Source organism: Macrococcus capreoli (assembly GCF_025628935.1).
GTDB classification, from domain to species: Bacteria; Bacillota; Bacilli; order Staphylococcales; family Staphylococcaceae; genus Macrococcoides; species Macrococcoides capreoli.
Genome location: NZ_JAOTIS010000022.1, coordinates 1 through 19,339 on the forward strand (window position 1 = coordinate 1; position 19,339 = coordinate 19,339).

The 19,339-nt window shown below is 36.5% G+C and carries 19 protein-coding genes; 13 read left to right on the forward strand and 6 right to left on the reverse strand.

Going from position 1 to position 19,339, the window contains the following annotated elements; genetic code table 11:
* Positions 1–315 precede the first annotated feature (315 nt).
* From tsaE to tsaD, 4 genes are read left to right on the forward strand one after another with little or no spacing between them, the layout of a single operon-like run.
* Positions 316–786 (forward strand): tRNA (adenosine(37)-N6)-threonylcarbamoyltransferase complex ATPase subunit type 1 TsaE, encoded by a 471-nt coding sequence (gene tsaE / locus OCL94_RS12385; RefSeq protein ID WP_262997235.1) that lies wholly within the window; start codon positions 316–318, stop codon positions 784–786.
* Positions 758–1,426, forward strand: coding sequence for a tRNA (adenosine(37)-N6)-threonylcarbamoyltransferase complex dimerization subunit type 1 TsaB (gene tsaB, locus OCL94_RS12390; RefSeq protein WP_262997236.1), 669 nt, complete (start codon positions 758–760; stop codon positions 1,424–1,426). The genes tsaE and tsaB overlap by 29 nt, the downstream gene beginning before the upstream one ends.
* Before the next feature lie 5 nt (positions 1,427–1,431).
* Complete coding sequence (gene rimI, locus OCL94_RS12395; RefSeq protein WP_262997261.1) at positions 1,432–1,854, forward strand: ribosomal protein S18-alanine N-acetyltransferase; 423 nt, start codon at positions 1,432–1,434, stop codon at positions 1,852–1,854.
* Positions 1,851–2,849 (forward strand): tRNA (adenosine(37)-N6)-threonylcarbamoyltransferase complex transferase subunit TsaD, encoded by a 999-nt coding sequence (gene tsaD / locus OCL94_RS12400; protein ID WP_262997237.1) that lies wholly within the window; start codon positions 1,851–1,853, stop codon positions 2,847–2,849. Before rimI ends, tsaD begins: the two co-directional genes overlap by 4 nt.
* Positions 2,850–3,280: 431 nt before the next feature.
* On the opposite strand, the gene OCL94_RS12405 is transcribed toward tsaD, so the two are convergent.
* Positions 3,281–5,197 (reverse strand): ABC-F family ATP-binding cassette domain-containing protein, encoded by a 1,917-nt coding sequence (locus OCL94_RS12405; RefSeq protein WP_262997238.1) that lies wholly within the window; start codon positions 5,195–5,197, stop codon positions 3,281–3,283.
* Positions 5,198–5,353: 156 nt separating this feature from the next.
* Between OCL94_RS12405 and OCL94_RS12410 the strand changes: the two genes are divergently transcribed.
* Genes OCL94_RS12410 through tatC form a run of 3 tightly spaced genes read left to right on the forward strand, consistent with a single transcriptional unit; the run spans position 5,354 to position 7,012 of the window.
* The gene (locus OCL94_RS12410) at positions 5,354–5,986 is read left to right on the forward strand and encodes a redox-sensing transcriptional repressor Rex (RefSeq protein ID WP_262997239.1); all 633 of its coding nucleotides are present in this window, start codon (positions 5,354–5,356) and stop codon (positions 5,984–5,986) included.
* Between the two features lie 12 nt (positions 5,987–5,998).
* Entirely contained in the window at positions 5,999–6,196 is a 198-nt protein-coding gene (tatA, locus tag OCL94_RS12415; protein ID WP_317618568.1) for a twin-arginine translocase TatA/TatE family subunit, read from the forward strand.
* Between the two features lie 60 nt (positions 6,197–6,256).
* Positions 6,257–7,012 carry a twin-arginine translocase subunit TatC gene (gene tatC / locus OCL94_RS12420; RefSeq protein WP_262997240.1) on the forward strand — a complete coding sequence of 252 codons (756 nt, stop codon included), beginning with the start codon at positions 6,257–6,259 and terminating at the stop codon, positions 7,010–7,012.
* Positions 7,013–7,106: 94 nt separating this feature from the next.
* Here tatC and OCL94_RS12425 read toward each other — a convergent pair whose 3' ends face one another.
* Complete coding sequence (locus OCL94_RS12425; RefSeq protein ID WP_262997241.1) at positions 7,107–7,271, reverse strand: hypothetical protein; 165 nt, start codon at positions 7,269–7,271, stop codon at positions 7,107–7,109.
* Between the two features lie 99 nt (positions 7,272–7,370).
* Between OCL94_RS12425 and OCL94_RS12430 the strand changes: the two genes are divergently transcribed.
* Both OCL94_RS12430 and OCL94_RS12435 read left to right on the forward strand, forming a co-directional pair.
* Positions 7,371–8,858, forward strand: coding sequence for a glycoside hydrolase family 32 protein (locus tag OCL94_RS12430; protein ID WP_262997242.1), 1,488 nt, complete (start codon positions 7,371–7,373; stop codon positions 8,856–8,858).
* Positions 8,859–9,050: 192 nt separating this feature from the next.
* Positions 9,051–9,902, forward strand: coding sequence for a MurR/RpiR family transcriptional regulator (locus tag OCL94_RS12435; protein ID WP_262997243.1), 852 nt, complete (start codon positions 9,051–9,053; stop codon positions 9,900–9,902).
* 245 nt (positions 9,903–10,147) lie between these two features.
* Here the strand turns inward: OCL94_RS12435 and OCL94_RS12440 are convergent, their stop codons facing one another.
* Positions 10,148–10,771 carry a nitroreductase family protein gene (locus OCL94_RS12440; protein WP_262997244.1) on the reverse strand — a complete coding sequence of 208 codons (624 nt, stop codon included), beginning with the start codon at positions 10,769–10,771 and terminating at the stop codon, positions 10,148–10,150.
* Between the two features lie 23 nt (positions 10,772–10,794).
* Complete coding sequence (locus OCL94_RS12445) at positions 10,795–11,646, reverse strand: VOC family protein (protein WP_262997245.1); 852 nt, start codon at positions 11,644–11,646, stop codon at positions 10,795–10,797.
* A gap of 217 nt (positions 11,647–11,863) precedes the next feature.
* On the opposite strand from OCL94_RS12445, the gene OCL94_RS12450 reads away from it, so the two are divergent.
* Complete coding sequence (locus tag OCL94_RS12450; protein WP_262997246.1) at positions 11,864–12,787, forward strand: hypothetical protein; 924 nt, start codon at positions 11,864–11,866, stop codon at positions 12,785–12,787.
* A gap of 36 nt (positions 12,788–12,823) precedes the next feature.
* Here OCL94_RS12450 and OCL94_RS12455 read toward each other — a convergent pair whose 3' ends face one another.
* Positions 12,824–14,518: a M3 family oligoendopeptidase gene (locus OCL94_RS12455; protein WP_262997247.1), complete on the reverse strand. Its 1,695-nt coding sequence runs from the start codon at positions 14,516–14,518 to the stop codon at positions 12,824–12,826.
* Positions 14,519–14,648: 130 nt separating this feature from the next.
* On the opposite strand from OCL94_RS12455, the gene OCL94_RS12460 reads away from it, so the two are divergent.
* Positions 14,649–16,091, forward strand: coding sequence for a phosphate--AMP phosphotransferase (locus OCL94_RS12460; RefSeq protein ID WP_262997248.1), 1,443 nt, complete (start codon positions 14,649–14,651; stop codon positions 16,089–16,091).
* A 68-nt stretch (positions 16,092–16,159) separates the two neighbouring features.
* On the opposite strand, the gene mroQ is transcribed toward OCL94_RS12460, so the two are convergent.
* Positions 16,160–16,927: an intramembrane glutamic endopeptidase MroQ gene (gene mroQ, locus OCL94_RS12465; RefSeq protein WP_262997249.1), complete on the reverse strand. Its 768-nt coding sequence runs from the start codon at positions 16,925–16,927 to the stop codon at positions 16,160–16,162.
* A 219-nt stretch (positions 16,928–17,146) separates the two neighbouring features.
* Between mroQ and groES the strand changes: the two genes are divergently transcribed.
* Together groES and groL are read left to right on the forward strand one after the other, a co-directional pair.
* Positions 17,147–17,434 carry a co-chaperone GroES gene (gene groES / locus OCL94_RS12470; RefSeq protein ID WP_262997250.1) on the forward strand — a complete coding sequence of 96 codons (288 nt, stop codon included), beginning with the start codon at positions 17,147–17,149 and terminating at the stop codon, positions 17,432–17,434.
* 62 nt (positions 17,435–17,496) lie between these two features.
* On the forward strand, positions 17,497–19,119 hold the full coding sequence (gene groL / locus OCL94_RS12475; RefSeq protein WP_262997251.1) for a chaperonin GroEL: 1,623 nt from the start codon (positions 17,497–17,499) through the stop codon (positions 19,117–19,119).
* Positions 19,120–19,339 lie beyond the last annotated feature (220 nt).

Here is a 19,339-nt window from a genome sequence, read left to right on the forward strand (position 1 = left end):
ATTCAAAAGAGATCCTTCGGGGTCTCTTTTTTATTTATGTTTTGTATGGGTGAGTGGGCTGTATTCATTAAATACGGACCACTTGTTATTAAAATAATATAAGTTTACGAATTGAGTGGGCTGTAAAACATTAATACAGCCCACTCACCAACCAAAAATATTAAAAATAGAACTGAGTGGTCGTAATACACTATGATTCGTTCACTCACCATTCAATAATAACTATAAAATATATCAACTACACACTCACACAACTACATCTTTCAATACTTTTCGTGTTACAATAATACATATTTTAAAAATAGGGGCAGACAAATGGAACTTTTAATCAAATCAATAGAATCAACACAGAAAATTGCTGAATCAATTGCTAAATATTCAAAACCACAAACGGTTATTTTATTAAAAGGTGACTTAGGTGTAGGGAAGACGACATTTAGCCAGTTTTTTGGGCAGGCTTTAGGTGTTACTAGTGTCATCAGTTCTCCTACATTTAATATCATTAAATCATATGAAGGGCGCATTCCATTTCACCATATGGATTGTTATCGTTTAGAAAGTGCAGAAGATGATTTAGGGTTTGATGATTATTTTTATGGTGATGGTGTAACATTAGTTGAATGGCCACAAATGATTGTTGATTTCCTGCCGGATGATTATTTACAAATTGAGATTGAACGTATTGATGAATCGAGACGTCTCTTTAAAATCAATGCAAAAGGCCCACGTTCAACGAATTTAAAGGAGCAAATTGAGTATGAAACTGCTACATATCGATACGAGTAATCAACCTTTATCAGTGAGTATTACAGATGCTAACGAAGTATTAGCTGAATTTAATAGCGGAATGAGAGTGAATCATTCCATTACATTAATGGCTCAAATTGAGTCACTTTTAAAGTATACGAATTTAGAAATGTCGGATATTGAAGGTATCGTTGTTGCAAAAGGTCCTGGTTCTTATACAGGTTTACGTATTGGGGTCACTGCAGCAAAGACGCTTGCCTATACGCTCAATATTCCACTCTATGCCGTTTCTAGTTTAGCTGCGATTGCTGCAACTGTGAGAATGCATGAGTTTTTATTAGTACCAGTAGTGGATGCAAGAAGAGGTTATGTATATTCAGGTATTTATAGATTTAAAGGTATTAAATTAGAATGTATTGAAGAAGATGCTTATATTTCTATTGATGATTTAAACCAAAAGTTAAGAGATCAGCATCTACCATATTTATTTGTCGGTATGGATTCGGATAAATTATCAGAACAACTTAAAGGACCGACTTATTACTGTATTCCACGTAGTGCAGAATTAAGACGCTTGATTACAGATGATCATTTAGTAGATGCGCATACGTTTGAACCTACGTATTTGAGAATTTCGGAGGCAGAGCGTAATTGGCAGAACAATCAGGACTCACTATAAGAAAAATGGTGCCTGAAGATGTTCCATCCATCTATGAAATTGAACAAAAAGCATTTCCATCAGGTTCGTGGACTTTAGATGCTTTTTATCATGAATTAGAAAAGAATGAGTTTGCGCATTACTTTACTATGTTGCAAGATGGGAAAGTCGTCGGTTATCTCGGTATGTGGATCGTCATTGATCAGGTGCAAATCACGACGGTCGCAATTGATGAGACTTTACGTGGTAAAGGTTTAGGTAGATTATTATTAGAATATGTTATGAATTATGCACGTATTACGTGTGAGATGATGAGTCTTGAAGTACGTGAAGAAAATTTAGCAGCACGTCGATTATATGAATCACTTGGTTTTACATACGGTGGTGTTAGACGTGACTATTATGGTCCGAATCAGGATGCGAAAGTAATGTGGGTGAAATTAAAATGAAAGATGTAACAATATTAGCAATTGAAACGAGCTGTGACGAAACAGCAGTAAGTATCGTTAAAAATGGTTATGCAGTATTAAGTAATGTCGTGAACAGTCAAATAGAGTCTCATAAGCGCTTTGGTGGGGTTGTACCTGAAGTTGCAAGTCGTCATCATGTTGAAAATATTACAATTGTCATCGATGAAGCGCTTAAGCAATCAGGATTATCATGGAATGAGATTGATGCAGTAGCGGTAACGGAAGGACCAGGATTAATTGGTGCGTTACTCGTTGGTATCAATGCAGCGAAAGCTTTAGCGTTAGCACACAATAAACCGTTAATCCCAGTCCATCATATTGCAGGACATGTGTATGCGAACCATATTGAAGAACGTTTAACGTTTCCGATATTAGCTTTAGTCGTTTCTGGTGGTCATACAGAACTTGTCGTAATGAAAGATCATCTTGATTTTGAAATTATTGGACAGACGCGAGATGACGCAGTCGGTGAAGCATACGATAAAGTAGCAAGAACGATTAATTTACCTTATCCAGGTGGCCCCCATGTTGACCGTTTAGCAGCTGTGGGTGAAGATAACTTAAATTTGCCACGTCCTATTCTTGAAGGTTATGATTTTAGTTTCAGCGGATTGAAAAGTGCTGTAATTAATACGTTGCACAATAAAAATCAAAAAGGTGAAAGTTATAAACCTGAGGATGTTGCAGCGAGTTTCCAGGCAAGTGTGATTGATGTATTAACTGAAAAGACTTTTAAAGCGCTTGAGGAGTATGATATTCATCAATTACTCATTTGTGGTGGAGTCGCTGCAAATAAAGGATTGCGTGAACGTATGACTGAATTATGTGCTGAAAAGCAAATTAAGCTGATGATTCCTAGGTTTGAATTATGTACAGATAATGCAGCGATGATTGGAGCAGCAGCATATTATCATTATTTAAAGCAGGATTTTGGAGCAATGGATTTAAACGGTAGATCAAATATTGAATTATAAAAGAGTCAACGCGACCAATGTGCGTTGACTCTTTTTAATGCATGATAGCGACACAGCCATTCAATAAAATGGTTAAGATAATTGAAAGAATGACTGATAAGATTATACTTCCTAAACAACTCCGTGGGAATCGATACATCATAATATCTCTTTTTAAACAAAGTATGTTATGCATTATGTATACCACATGGTATAAAAAATTAATCTGGCAACGCTAAATTTGTCTACTTTTTATATACGCGAACACATGTACTTGTACACAACTTGTGCACAAAATGTGCATAACTATAAGTCAATAGGGAGTATTACACTAAAAAAATCATTCTATCATTGTGAATTTCTGTGGATAAGTAGGATAACTTTGTGGATTACTGTATTATTAGGCTTTTACTTGTGAACAACTTTGTGTACAAAAAAACCGGCATTGCCGGTTAGTTTTCAAGCGCAAGTTCGAGCTCAGTCCATTGTTCGACCATTTGTTCGAGTTTCTGATTGAGTGCGATTAATGCTTGATTTAGCTCATTCGATTTTTCATGATCATTATATACTTCAGGCTGCGTTAACTGTTCTTCTATTGATGCGATTTGTGCCTCTGTATCCTGAATTTCTTTTTCCGTACTTTCTAACTGACGCATAAGTTTACGTCGTTCTTTCTGTGTCGCTTTAAAGTCATTGTTACTTGTCTCTTTAACCGTCTCTTTCTGTTCTTGTTCTAATAAACTTTCGTGAGCAAGACGTTCTTCCTCTTTTTCTATAAAGTATGAATAATCTCCAAGGAAAAGTTTACCGCCATTATCTGTCATCTGGAATATTTTCGTGGCTATTTTATTAATGAAATAACGGTCATGACTGACAAATAGTAAAGTTCCTGGATAATGAATTAGCGCTTCTTCCAGCACTTCTTTCGCATCGATATCTAAATGGTTGGTCGGCTCATCCAGTATGAGTACGTTATTCTCTTCAAGACTGAGTTTAGCAAGCTGTAATCTCGCTTTCTCTCCACCTGATAAATCATTGATAATTTTCTTAACATCGTCCTGAACGAATAAAAAGCGACCCAATACTGTACGAATTTCTTTCTCGGGTAAATTGGGATAGTATTGCCACAATTCTTCTAATACCGTGTTATTTGACGAGAATTCAGCTTGCTTTTGATCATAATAACCAATAGAAAGATTCGCACCGTACTGAATGTCTCCGTGCAGTGCTTGTAACTGTTTCGCGATAGTTTTGATAAAAGTTGTTTTTCCGATACCGTTAGGACCAATAAATGCAACAGCATCCTGCTTCTTAATATCAAGGTTTAAATGTTCAGCTAAAGGCGTATCGTAGCCAATTGCTAGATCGTTAATACGTAGGACGTCGTTACCGGTTTCTTTCTGAATATGAAAGCGTAAATTCATGGAATGATCATCTTGCTTTGGCATGTCGATTTTCGTCATTTTCTCTAATACTTTACGACGTGATTTCGCCATACCACTCGTTGATGCACGGGTAATATTCTTCTGTACAAACGTTTCAAGACGCTTAATTTCAGCTTGTTGACGCTCATATTGTGCCTGCATTTTTTCGTAAAATTGATCTCGTTGCTCAATAAACTTTGAGTAGTTCCCGACATATTTCTGGACTTGTCCAAGTGCAACATCATACACCGTGTTCACGACCTTGTCTAAGAAGTAACGGTCATGTGAAATAATAACGATGGCGCCACTATAGGTCGTTAAGTAATTTTCGAGCCATGCTGTTGTATCCATATCTAAATGGTTCGTCGGCTCATCGAGTAATAATAAATCAGGGTTGTGCAGGAGCATCTCAGCAAGTGCCAGACGCGTTTTTTGGCCACCTGAGAATGTATCGATTTTTTGGTCGAAATCTTCAGGTTTGAAGTTTAAGCCTGTCAGTACTGTTTTAATCTTTGTTTCATATAAATAGCCATCTTGTGCTTCAAACTGATGCTGAAGCTTTTCGTAATTAGCAAGCTGCTCTTGATATTCAGGTGTATGCGCGTTGTCGCTCTGTTCACTTAAATATAGTGCGATAGAATTAAGTTCTTGCTGCATTTTCTCTAAATGTAAAAATGGCTTCTTCATCGCTTCATAAACTGTACCATCGGCATTTAATGTCATTTGCTGCGTTAAATAACCGAGTTTTACATTTTTCGTCATAGATAAATGACCCGAATCAAAGTCTTCAGTTCCGGCAAGTATTTTCATTAAGGTTGTCTTACCGGCTCCGTTACGTCCGACGATCGCAATACGGTCATTGGACTTCACTTCAAATTTCACATTTGAAAATATATTTTCACCTGAGTAGGATTTTGTAATGTTGCTAGCTTGTAATAATATCAAGTTCTTTCACCTCTATATCATTGTACATGAACTGTGGAGACGTTGGAATAAATTAATTGATTTTGTGAAATTTCACATAGTCAATTGAAAATGAAAGTGTTATAATCATTAGTGATGTGAAACTTATCACAAATAATTTGAAAACGGGTGAATAGGATGTCAAAGGACGAAATAAAAATTCCTAAAGCCACACTCAAGAGACTTCCTTTATATTATCGTTTCGTAAATACATTATATAATTCGAATGTGGAAAGAGTCAGCAGCAAAGAGTTAAGCGAAGGCTTACAAATCGATTCTGCCACGATACGTAGAGATTTTTCTTATTTTGGTGAGCTAGGGAAAAAAGGTTATGGTTATAACGTTAACTTTTTATTAAATTTTTTTAAGACGACATTACAACAAGATATTATTACAAAAGTAGCGATTATTGGGGTGGGTAATCTTGGGACAGCGCTCGTGAATTATAACTTCTCGATTAATGATCGTATGAAGATAACAGCGGCGTTTGATACAAGCTCTAATGCTATTGGTAAGACGATTGGTAAGATTACAGTTGAAGACATGGCGAACTTTGAAAAAATTGTTGAAGAAACAGGGATTCAAGTTGTAATATTAACAGTGCCAGGTGTTGTTGCACAAGATGTCGCAAATAGAGTGACAAAAGCACAAATAAAAGGTATATTAAACTTTACACCAGAACGTTTAACTGTACCGAGTGGGGTACATGTACACCACATTGATTTAGGTGTTGAATTACAGTCGCTTATATTCTTTATGAAAAATCATTAGGGGGTTACATAAATGTTATTTATTAATACAGTAGGTATGATTTCACCAGGCATTGCAATTTTCCTGGGTGTTATTGCGTTAATTATTTTTGGACCTAAGAAATTACCAGAATTCGGACGTGCGATGGGGACATCGTTAAAAGAATTCAAAGATGCAACAGATGGTATTATGAAAGACCATGATGATAAAGATAATAAAGACGTAAAATAATTAATACTTTTAAGACGGCGAACATGTTTGCCGTTTTTTTATGAGGAGGTTATTTCCTTAATGAATAAAGATGATTTAACAGTAGTCGAGCATCTGGAGGAACTGCGTAAACGTATTATGATTGTATTATACAGTTTAGTCGCAGGGACTGCAGTAGGATTTTACTTCGGTAAGCCTGTGACGAAGTTCTTAACGAAAGATGATGTACCGAAAGAAATCGAATTACATTACTTTAAAGTGAGTGACCCACTCACGATATATATTACAGTCATTATGATTATTGCGTTAATCTTAATTTCGCCGATGATTTTATATCAGTTATGGGCGTTTATCTCACCAGGCTTACATCCGAAAGAACGCCGTGCTACGCTCGCATATATTCCGATTAGTTTAGTGTTATTCCTGGCAGGTTTAGCATTTAGTTATCTTTTCGTATTTCCGTATTTAATTTATTTTACTATCGGACTTGCGAGCGAGATGGGCGTTCATCAAATGATTGGGGTACGGGAGTATTTCAATGAATTGTTACGCTTCACCATTCCGTTCGGTTTCTTATTCCAGTTGCCGATCTTGTTGATGTTTTTAACGCGACTTGGCCTTGTCACGCCAATGTTCTTAAAGAAAAATCGTAAATATGCATACTTTGCGTTATTTGTATTTGCCGGGTTAATTGCACCGCCCGATTTAATTACGTACTTTATGTTTGCGTTACCTATGATACTTTTATACGAAGCGAGTATCCAGATTAGTAAGATCGGTTATCGCCAATATTTAAAAGGCGAGCAGCGTTTAATAGAAGAAGAACTAGAAAGCTAATCATACCATTGACGTGTGATTAGCTTTTTTGGTTGGTGGGGAGTAAGATAATCCCAATAATTGCACGAACGAGCTAGAGTTCGTGCAAAAATAACTAAATTATACCGAAATCAATCTTTCGAATGTAGTCATCTAATAACTGTTCGCCGTAATAGCCTTTCAAGTCTGAATCGTAGTTAGTTAAATCGAAATTTGTGCGCGCATTGAGGTGTCGTAACTGTAGTAATTGAACGGAGGGCTGACGGTGTTTGATAATCATAATGGCTCCTATTATGTTATTAATAATCATTACAATTTCTTTATATCACGATTTTGTAAAACATGCTAAAATAAAGGCAATATGTAAAGGAGCGTTATAATGATGGAATGGACACGAGAAGAACGATATCAAACGCTTGAATCATTTCCAGAGGAAGCATATGAAGCGTTATTAGAAAAAACTGCGGCATCTCCGTATAGACAAACTTTTCATATACAACCCCAGACGGGATTACTTAACGATCCAAATGGATTTGCTTATTTCAATGGGCAGTATCATTTATTCTATCAATGGTTTCCATTAGGTCCGGTACATGGGCTAAAGTATTGGTTCCATACTGTGAGCGAGGACTTAGTGACGTTTAAAGACGTGGGAATTGCGATTCGTCCTGATACACCGTTCGATAGTCACGGTGCCTATTCAGGTTCAGGTATTGTCGTTGATGATACATTAAAATTAATTTATACCGGCAATCATCGTACGTCAACGTGGGAACGCGTTTCGTATCAAATGATGGCATCAATGGATAAAGACGGTACCATTACGAAATTAAATGAACCGATTATCGACAGTATTCCTGAAGGTTTCACGAGTCATTTTCGTGATCCAAAAGTCTGGTATGAAGAGGGTATGTATTATATGGTGATTGGTGCACAACGTACGGACGAAACAGGAACGATTGCGGTATATCAATCACAAGACATGAACAACTGGTCGTATGTGTCTGAACTTAAGACTGAATATAAAGATTTCGGCTATATGTGGGAATGTCCTGATTACTTCAAACTCGATCAGACGGATGTATTATTGTTCTGTCCGCAAGGGATTGATAAATATAACGATGCATTCTGGAATATTTATCAATCAGGATATGTACTTGGAAAACTGGATCAATCAACATTTGAAATGCAGCATGGCCCTTTTAAAGAACTTGATAATGGATTTGATTTCTACGCGCCGCAAACAACATTAGATAAAGATGGCAATAGAATACTAATCGGCTGGATGGGTTTACCCGATACTGGATACCCCACGGACAAAGAAGGATGGGCACATTGTTTAACATTACCACGTGTCCTTACTGTAGAAAATAATCAACTGCGTCAACGTCCATTACCTGCACTTCAAAAGCTTAGAGGTACAGTCGAAACTGCAGAAGGATATGCAACGAAGAAAAATGTTAAACTACATCCATATGAAGGCTTTCAGTATGAATTAATTGTAGATGTACTGGAAAATGATTCAACGGAATTCTACATTGAGTTACGTGTATCTAAAAAAGAAAGTACGATGATTACGTATAATAAAGCAGAACGTCGTGTGACTTTAGATCGATTTGATAGCGGATTACAGCCTGAAGGTGTCGATGGATATCGTCGCTCAGTTGTGCTGGATGAAGATTTATCTCAACTCCATATATTCGTGGATACATCTTCGATTGAAATCTTTTTAAATGACGGAGAGAAAGTGATGACGTCACGTATATTTACTTCGAAAGAGGCAAGAGGTATCCGTACATCTACAGAATCTGGTCAAGTGTATTTTAAGTTTACAAAGTATGATTTAAACGGAAATCCACAGTCGTAATTCATAATTTTTCGGACTTTGAAAGATGGAAAACTACGATTTTAAAAAAATTGTAGTTTTTTTTATAAAATTTTTATTTATTTATTTAAATTATTCCCAACATATAGTATATAATATATATAAGTATTAAATTTAAATTAATATTAAGTAATATAATATTAGTTTTAATGAAAATTATGGAGGTTATTAGCAATGTATTCCGTTTTAGGCCAGATTACACAAATGTATGACACATTCACACCTGTAGAAAAACGTATCGCAGATTTGATTATTGATCAACCTGTAAAAGTAGTGAACTTACCGATTAAAGAGATAGCCAAATTGGCCGGCACGAGTGAAGCTGCTATCGTACGATTCAGCAAGCGCCTAGGACTCTCTGGTATTAAAGTTGTAAAAGTAGAACTTGCAAGAGAATTACACACAATCGATACAGAGAAAAAACCTTCAAAGATTGAATTTACTGACTCTGTTGAAGTATTAAAAGAAAAAGTATTCAATAACTCGGTACAAGCATTATACAATACTGAGAAAATCTTAACACCAAAGTTAATAGATGATGCTGCGCAAGCGATTAGTAAAGCGAAGCGTATGATGATTTTTGGTGTAGGTGCTTCATGTATTGTAGCAGAAGACTTCAGAATAAAGCTCGCTCAAATTGATAAACTTGCACATTTTGCGAGTGATGGTTATACTGCGATTTCAGGGTTATCTAACTTTGAAGCGGGAGATGTATTATTTGTTATTACTTCAACAGGTAAAAATAAAGAAATCATTCAAGTGATGAAATTTGCGAAAAAGTTAAATATTACGATTATTGTATTAACACAAAAAGTGCCATCACCTGCGATTCGTTTGTCAACAATTGCACTTGCGATGGCAAAAGAAGAAAGCGATGAGAAAGTGGGTACAATGACAGTACGTCTTGTACAGTTAGCAATTATTGATGCAGTATATTTACGTATTTGTTCACTTCAAAGTGACCAGGTCATTCAAAGTTTACAAAATGTAGATCAGGGACATAAATTAGCACGTGAAATTCAATAGAAAAACCGCTCAAGGATTTTGTATGAATCCTTGAGCGGTTTTCTTTATTATCAAAGAGCGATTTCTTGGGATTGCTTCCAGTTTGTTCGGTCCTGAACGCATTGAAAACAGCCTCTTCGTATAAACGGCATTTTCAATGCAGGACCTCGTCAAACTTCACCAATCCCATCGAAATCAAAGAGCGATTTCTTGGGATTGCTTCCAGTTTGTTCGGTCCTGAACGCATTGAAAACAGCCTCTTCGTGCTATTTCTTAACAATAAATCGATTTTCAACGGGTTGGAATTCTTTCGGTCCGGCAACTGAACCTATGCTACCGAATGGCATTTGAGCAACTAATTCCCACGTTGCAGGAATATCGAATGCCGTCACAACTTTATCGTCAATCACACCATTATAATGTTGTAATGAAGCGCCTAATCCTTTGTTTGCAAAGGCAGTCCAGATTGCAAATTGGTGCATCGCACTAGATTGTTGTGCCCAAACCGGGAAGTTATCGGCATATGCTGCAAATTTCTCTTGTAATCCTTCGGTCACTTTCGTATCGATATAATACAATACAGTACCATAACCTGCTTTAAAGCTGTTGATTTTTTGTTCTGTCGCACTAAAGTCACGGTCAGGTCCCATTAAATCTTTCAAGCTTTGTTTCGTTACATCCCAGAACTTCTTATGTTCGTCGTTTAATAATAATACGATACGTGTACTTTGCGAATTAAAAGCTGAAGGTGTGTGCTTAACGATATCAGCAATAATTTTCTCGATTTCATCATCCGAAATAGGTGAAGTCGGTTCAAGATGATAAATTGAACGTCTGTTTTCAATTGCCTGCTCGAAACTTTGTGCTAAATCTTTTTTAAATAATCCCATGTTGATTACCCCTTTTATTATAATTATTTATTACGAATCATTAATCGAACACCAATACCATTAGGATCCATTACATATTCTGAATTCCCGTCTTTATGCATTGTTAATCCTTTTTCAGTCATTAATTTTGTGAAATGTGCAACATCTTCTTCATGTGGCATATGAATATCAAAGCGACGTAAACCTGGTGCATCCAGTTCAGGACGCTTATCAAGTCTATTCCAAGTATTTAATCCTAAATGATGGTGATAGCCACCTGCCGATAAGAATGCAGCGCTTGGTCCATAAGTTGTCATCGTATCCATGCCAAAGAAATCTTCATAGAATGCCATCGTTTCCTGTAGTTGAATAACAGATAAATGCATATGCCCCATAATCGTATCAGGGTGCATGCCTTTAAATGGTGCGTCATGATTTGCTGCAATCACACCTTGATAATCCATTTCTTTCGTACCCATCACGATATTGCCATTCTCTTCGAATTGCCATGATTCTGAAGGCAAGTCACGGTAAATTTCAATACCATTGCCTTCCGGATCCTGTAAGTAAATTGCTTCTGATACGTCGTGGTCGCTCGCACCAGCTAAAGGATACTCCGTCTTAATTAAATGTAAAAAGATATTACCTAAAGCTTCACGTGATGGTACTAGTAATGCGAAATGAAATAATCCAGCCGTTTGTACTCGTGGTTTTGTCGTCGGATAAAGGTAAATTAGTGGGCGTTTTTCTGTGCCGATCACTGTATATTCATCTGTCGTTTCTAATAAATGCAACCCAAGTATTTCTGTATAAAATTTAATGCTATTATCCATAAAGTTAACGTTTAAATGGACTGCACCGACATGTGTATCGTTAGAGAAAAATTTTGTTTCCATTTGTAAGGACTCCTAAGTATATATAGTATATTTGATATAAATAATATACCATATAACAATTATTTTGTACAGTGAACAATTTTATTATATCAACAAATATAAAAATATTGCATTTATATATACTTTATTAAATGTGTGTAACAAAGCATATGCGTAATAGAAATTAGTAATATTATCCTTTATAATTAAATTAATTGTTAGTTTGGAGGAATGTATAATGCGTATTTTAAAGCGTAGCGCGATTGCTTTAACGACTGCGTCACTTACATTAAGTCTAGCAGCATTAGACATTAACTCAAGTGAAGCGAGCATTACGAAAGAAAAGCCCGCGAGTACAGTCGAAATAGTTTCAACTGAAATGAATAGCACAACTGTAGAAGATAACACGATGGAACGTCCATCTACTGAAAATAAAACAACTGAAACACCAACGATAGAGAAGAAAACAGATGAACCTCAAATAGAAACATCACCGAAGCATGATAACACATCTATTGAGATACCAACAAAAGAAACAATACAATCACCTGCACCGGTAACAACTGAACAACCTATGATTAATCCATCACCGAATCCAACACCACAGATTACATCACCACAAGTTCATGTGACGACAGAACAACCACATTCACCGCAACAAAGTGGAAATCATACACCACCAGTAGCGCCGACACCAACGTATCCAACAATTCCTGTTCTACCGATTCAGCCACCATATGATGATAGTAGTGCGGGCGGAAGTATGCCACCAGTACATGTTCAGGAAGTACCTGTTCATGAAGCGCATGACCATGAACCATCGACAGCTAAACCTGATAAGTTTTCACCGTGTGATGGAGAAGACTATTATTTAGCGTTAGATAAACATGTTGGTGAATTAGTTACCGCGAAGATTGGTGCCTCGTCATCTTCAGAGCACACACCAACACGTCAGCTTAATCAAAGTACTGAATTGAAACAAATCCAACAATTTAATCAATCAGAAGAAAAGTTATCACAAAATAAAAGCGAAAAGAAAAGTGAAACAAAAGAGAAAGAAACGGATGTTAAAGCTTTGCCAGGTACAGGAGAAACGACCGGTATACTTGGCGTGATTTTAATTTTATTGTTAACTGGCGCCGTGTTTATTCGCAAAAAATAATCTTAAGACATGTGTCTTAAGATTATTTTTTATAGATTAAAATGTACTAGTATCAATGTTTTTTAAATAGTCTGCTAAAAATGACATAATGCTTTCAAGCGTGCCGTCTTCAAATGGTGATTGTAAATGTGCTGCTGCAACAATTTTGTTGAATGGTAATGAACCTCCAATATCACAAATGTGTAAATAATCTTTCCATGCTGCATCAAAGTCTTCTGTTGAGCGTTTGAAGAACTGGAATGCACAAACTTGTGCCAGCGTATAATCAATGTAATAGAATGGCGATTCAAATATATGACCTTGACGATGCCAAAGTGCGCCATCAACAAGCGGTGCAATACCATCATAATCTTTATGTGGTAAATACTTTTGTTCTAGTGATTTCCATGCCATACGTCGCTCTTCAGGTGTCATTTCAGGCTTTGCATACACAATATGCTGGAATTCGTCTACTGCAACGCCGTACGGTAAGAACTGAATTGCATCTACAATATGTTTATATTTAAATTTGTCTGCATTCTCAAAGAATAGCTCCATCCATTTATATGTGAAGAATTCCATACTCATTGAATGAATTTCACATGATTCATGTGTCGGCCATAAATAATCTGGTACTTTAAGGCCACGTGAACGATATACCTGGAAGGCATGTCCAGCTTCATGTGTTAATACTGTGATATCATGATCTGTACCGTTAAAGTTTGAGAAGATGAACGGTGATTTATAATCATCGATAAACGTACAGTAACCTCCTGCTTGTTTCCCTTTTTTAGCTTCAACGTCAAACAATTCGCGTTCCATCATAAATTGATAAAATGCGTCTGTTTCAGGGCTAAGTTCACGGTACATTTTACGCCCGTTCTCCAGAATTGTTGCTGCATCATCTTTCGGTGATGCATTACCATTTGTGAAGAAGACTGGCTCATCGTATACTTTTAATGTGTCGACACCGATGCGTTCTTTCTGTGCTGCATATAATTTTTGAGCAAGCGGTACAACATATTGTGCAATTTGATTGCGATAATGCTCCACCATTTCAGGTGTATAATCAACGCGACGCATACGGACGTAACCTAGTTCAATAAAGTTATCAAATCCTAGTTTCGTAGCAATTTCATGACGTACTTTAACTAAACGATCATAAATCTCATCATATTGCTGCATTAATGCTGCGCGGTAATTCTGTACTGCAAGTGTTGCTGACTTTCTTTCTGCACGATCGTTTGATTCTAGAAATTTACCCATTTGTGCGAATGTATACGTTTCACCTTTATAGTCGATTTCAGCTGAAGCGACAAGTTTAGAATATTCAGAAGCAATCTTATTCTCTTGATTCAGTAAATCTTTAATAGATTCATCAAACTGTTTCACATATAGTTCAGCTAAAGCAAATAATTGTTCTCCGTAAACTGCTTTTAATTCCTCTTTAAACTGGCTTCTGTTTAATGCATTGAAATACAAAGATTCAATATAAACAATTTCACCATTATTTTCATCAAAGAAGTCACGTTCCTGCTCATAATAAGCATCTTTCGTATCAATTGAAGCACGAATATAAGCTAAGTTCATCATTGAATCAATTTTTTGACGAATTGTATTAATACTATCGATTACTTTAATTTGTGATTCAACTGTATCAGCTTGATCAAACGACTCGAATAGCGATTTTAATACTTCTTTTGCTTCGTTTAAGTCTGGTCTTACATAGTCATAGTCTTTGAAAGTTGTCATAGCAATCTCCTTCATTATGTATTTTCTCATTTTTCTTACTATTCTTATAATACTCTAAATAAGCGTACGGTGGAATATATTTATTTTACTCAAAATGGTATAATTTAATTATGAAACGAGGGGGATGAACATGACAAAGATTGATGAAGCATTAGCATTGAAAACAGCAGAGCTCGTAAGACAAACACACGAAGCAGGTATTCCGGTAATGGTTGTATTTGAAGGGATTCCGGCATCAGGTAAATCAAGATTATCAAATGAATTATTATTAACGCTTGATGCGAAATATACGAACTTTTATGCAACACAACGACCGGATAGTGAATTATTACGTTACCCATTTATGTATCCTTACTGGAAGAACATTCCGAAGAAAGGTGGCGTAACTTTATTTTTCCGAAGCTGGTACGCACAGAAGTTAGACTTCGAAGTACATGAATATAAGAAAGATAACATAAAAGATTATGAAGTTTTAACGCAGGAAATTGTCGATTTTGAGACGATGCTGCAAGCAGATGGTTATGAAATTATTAAATTCTATCTTTCAGTTAATGAACAGAAACGCCTTGAACATATTCAGGATACGAAGAAGAATCCGTTAACGCGCTGGAAAGCACAGGAATATGAGACGGGTATTCCGACGAAAGCGTATCAGGATGGCATGATTGATTTAATGAAAGCGACAGAAGAGATTTCGCCATGGACGCATATCGACTATACTGAGCGCGGTAAAGCGACGAACGAAATGTACGAAACAATCATTAAACGATTAGAGAAAGCGTTAAAAGCAAAGCAAAAAGAAAAAGAAGAACGAAAAGTAGACGGTAAATTTACTGAAGACTTCTCAACAGATATGTTTGACGATACATCAGATGATATGTCTAAAGCTGAATATAAAGCACTATTACCGAAGTTGCAGAACAGAATTCGTGAATTGCAATATGCATTATACGAAAAGAAAATCCCGTTAATGCTTGTTTATGAAGGGATGGATGCTGCAGGAAAAGGCGGTAATATTAAACGTGTACGTGAAAGTTTAGATCCGACTGGTTATGAAGTGAATGCGATTAGTGCTCCGACTGAAACGGAATTAAGCTATCACTACTTATGGCGCTTTGCGACAGACGTGCCACGTTCGGGTCATATTGAAATCTTTGATAGAAGCTGGTACGGTAGAGTGCTTGTTGAACGTGTAGAAGGATTTGCTTCGACGGAAGAATGGCAACGTGCGTACGATGAAATCAATCAATTTGAGCGTGGATTGACGATTGAAGGTGCGATTGTCATTAAATTCTTCTTAGTATTAGATAAAGAAGAACAGTTAAAGCGTTTTGAAGAGAGACAAAGTACGCCGGAGAAACAGTGGAAGATAACAGATGAAGACTGGCGAAATCGTGAGAAATGGGACTTATATCTTGAAGCAAGCAAAGATATGATTGATAAGACGACAACTGACGATGCACCATGGGTGATTATCCCGGCGAACAATAAACGTGCCGCACGTATTAAAGCATTGAAGACGATTATTAAGACGTGTGAAGAACGATTATGGGGCGTAAAAGAATTGTGGTAATTTAAAATCATAAAAATAACTCCGATTGGTCGAATGTAATTGTATTCTGACCCATCGGAGTTATTTGTTTAAAGATTAAAATATGATTTAACGACGGGCATAATGAAATGTGTTGTCGTCTTAAGTTGTTCTTGTGCTTCCTGTACTTTATCGGCAAATAATACTTGCATGACAACGACAAATCCATTCATCGACATATGCGCGACAATAGGTACGATAATACGGTTTGTCAGAACATATAAACTGCTGAATACTAAAGACATCCCCATATAAATTAAAGTATGATCAAAGTCCATATGCGCACATGAGAAGATGAACCCGCTAATTAATACTGAAATCGTAAATGACAGCCAACGCGCACCTTTAATGGCTTCATATAACTCTCCGAATATTACTTTTCTGAAGACAAATTCTTCTAATATTGGGCCGACGATTGTAATTAATATAATAAAGATCGGCATCTCTTTCGCCATGTTCATTACGTTCTCGGTATTTTGACTAGTTACCGGTTGTTTCAATATGTAAGTATTGATCATGCCAAAGAGCATTTGCGCAAATAATGAGACGAAGAAACCACCAATTATATAAGCAACGGTTGTTAAGGCATCGCTTTTCTTTGCACTTTCAACGCGTGTCTTGTTTTTCACCTTTAAATTGATGAGTATAACGATAATTGATGCGATGACGAATGATAACACATAATATGGAATCGAAAGCTTGATTGCATCTGCTAACGTATGCCCTTGTGATATAAAGTAATATTGAGGAATCAAGACGCTCAATTGAGAACCAATGTAAATCATAACTGTTAAAATATTAACCCATAAACGCTTCATTAAATATAAATTCTCCTTCTTATTTCGGTACTTTATATATTGTACATTAAATAATCATCGAATAAAAACTTAATAAACGTTTCGTAAAAATAATCAAAATTAAAGGTATAAAATATTTGCATTCTTGACCTTCTTTGATTATTATAAAATTATGTTAGCACTTAAAGAGTTAGAGTGCTAAAAAAGAAGAGTAATATATTTTTCAAGGAGGAAATTATCGTGTTAAAACCATACGGAAATCGTGTTGTAATCGAAAAAACTGAAAGAGAACAAACTACTGCAAGTGGAATCGTGTTAACAGATTCTGCAAAAGAAAAGTCTAACGAAGGTACAGTCATTGCAGTTGGCACAGGCCGTATCCTTGAGAATGGTGAAAGAGTTGATATCCAGGTTGCTGTAGGAGACCGCGTCGTTTACGAACCATTCGGTGGCACTGAAGTGAAAGCTGGAGACGAGAAATACATCGTATTAAAAGAAGAAGATATTATCGCGATTATTGAAGAATAATCAATCAACAATAAATTATAGAGTAAATAAACAATCATACACAATCAATGGAGGAATCAATAATGGTTAAAGAGATTAAGTTTTCTGAAGATGCAAGACGTTCAATGCTTGCGGGTGTAGATAAATTAGCAGATGCTGTTAAAGTTACATTAGGGCCAAAAGGTCGTAACGTTGTATTAGATAAGAAGTTTGTAGCACCACTCATTACAAATGACGGTGTAACAATTGCTAAAGAAATCGAATTAGAAGATCCATATGAAAACATGGGTGCGAAATTAGTAGCAGAAGTTGCCAACAAAACAAATGAAATCGCTGGTGACGGTACGACAACTGCAACAGTATTAGCGCAAGCGATGATTCAGGAAGGTCTTAAGAACGTAACAAGTGGTGCAAACCCAGTGGGTATTCGTCAAGGGATTGATAAAGCCGTTGCTGTTGCATTAGAAGAATTAGCAGCAATTTCTAAACCTGTTAGCAGCAAAGAAGAGATTGCACAAGTTGGAGCAATTTCAGCAGCTGACGAAGAAATCGGTCAATTCATTAGTGAAGCGATGGAGAAAGTGGGTAACGATGGTGTTATCACAATCGAAGAATCTAAAGGTTTCAAAACTGAATTAGAAGTCGTTGAAGGGATGCAGTTTGACCGTGGATATGCTTCACCATACATGGTGACAGATTCTGATAAGATGATTGCTGATTTAGAAAATCCATTCATCTTAATTACGGATAAAAAGATTTCTTCATTCCAGGACATCTTACCGCTATTAGAACAAATCGTTCAAACATCACGCCCAATCTTAATCGTAGCTGAAGACGTTGATGGTGATGCATTAACAAACATCGTATTAAACAGATTACGCGGTACATTTACTGCAGTTGCTGTTAAAGCACCAGGATTTGGTGACCGTCGTAAAGCAATGTTAGAAGATTTAGCAATCCTTACAGGTGGTCAAGTGATTACTGATGACTTAGGATTAGACTTAAAAGACGCGACTGTTGATATGTTAGGTAATGCAGCGAAAGTTCACGTAACGAAAGACGATACAACAATCGTTGAGGGACGTGGAGATGCATCTAATATTGATGCGCGTGTTGGACAATTAAAAGCACAAATCGAAGAAACAACGTCTGAATTTGATAAAGAGAAATTACAAGAACGTTTAGCGAAATTAGCTGGCGGTGTTGCAGTGATTAAAGTGGGTGCTGCGACTGAAACTGAATTAAAAGAACGTAAATTACGTATTGAAGATGCATTAAACTCTACACGTGCAGCAGTTGAAGAAGGTATTGTTGCAGGTGGTGGTACAGCATTAGTATCAATTTATAATAAAGTTGCAGCAGTTGAAGCGACAGGTGACGTTGCAACTGGTGTGAAGATTGTATTAATAGCATTAGAAGCACCGATTCGTCAAATCGCGATCAATGCGGGTCTTGAAGGATCAGTTATTGTTGAGAAGATTAAACACGCAGACACTGGTGTTGGATATAACGCAGCAACTGATGAGTGGGTGAACATGATTGAAGCAGGTATCGTGGATCCTACGAAAGTGACGCGTTCAGCATTACAAAATGCAGCGTCAGTAGCAGCGATGTTCTTAACAACTGAAGCGGTTGTAGCAGAATTACCTGAGCAAACACCAGCTATGCCTGAAATGGGTATGGGCGGCATGCCAGGGATGATGTAATATAATGATGTGCAGTTAATTCCGGATATTTTTATCCGGAATTTTTTGCATTTATACTGAAAATAAAAAAAACGATGCCGGATACTGCAACTATCCGGCATCGTTTTTTTGTTTGTAATCAACCTGTACGGAATAACAAAATATTTATTGACAAGTAAAAAAATTAAACTTACAATTGATAACGATTATCAATGATAATCATTATCAATTAGAAGAGGGG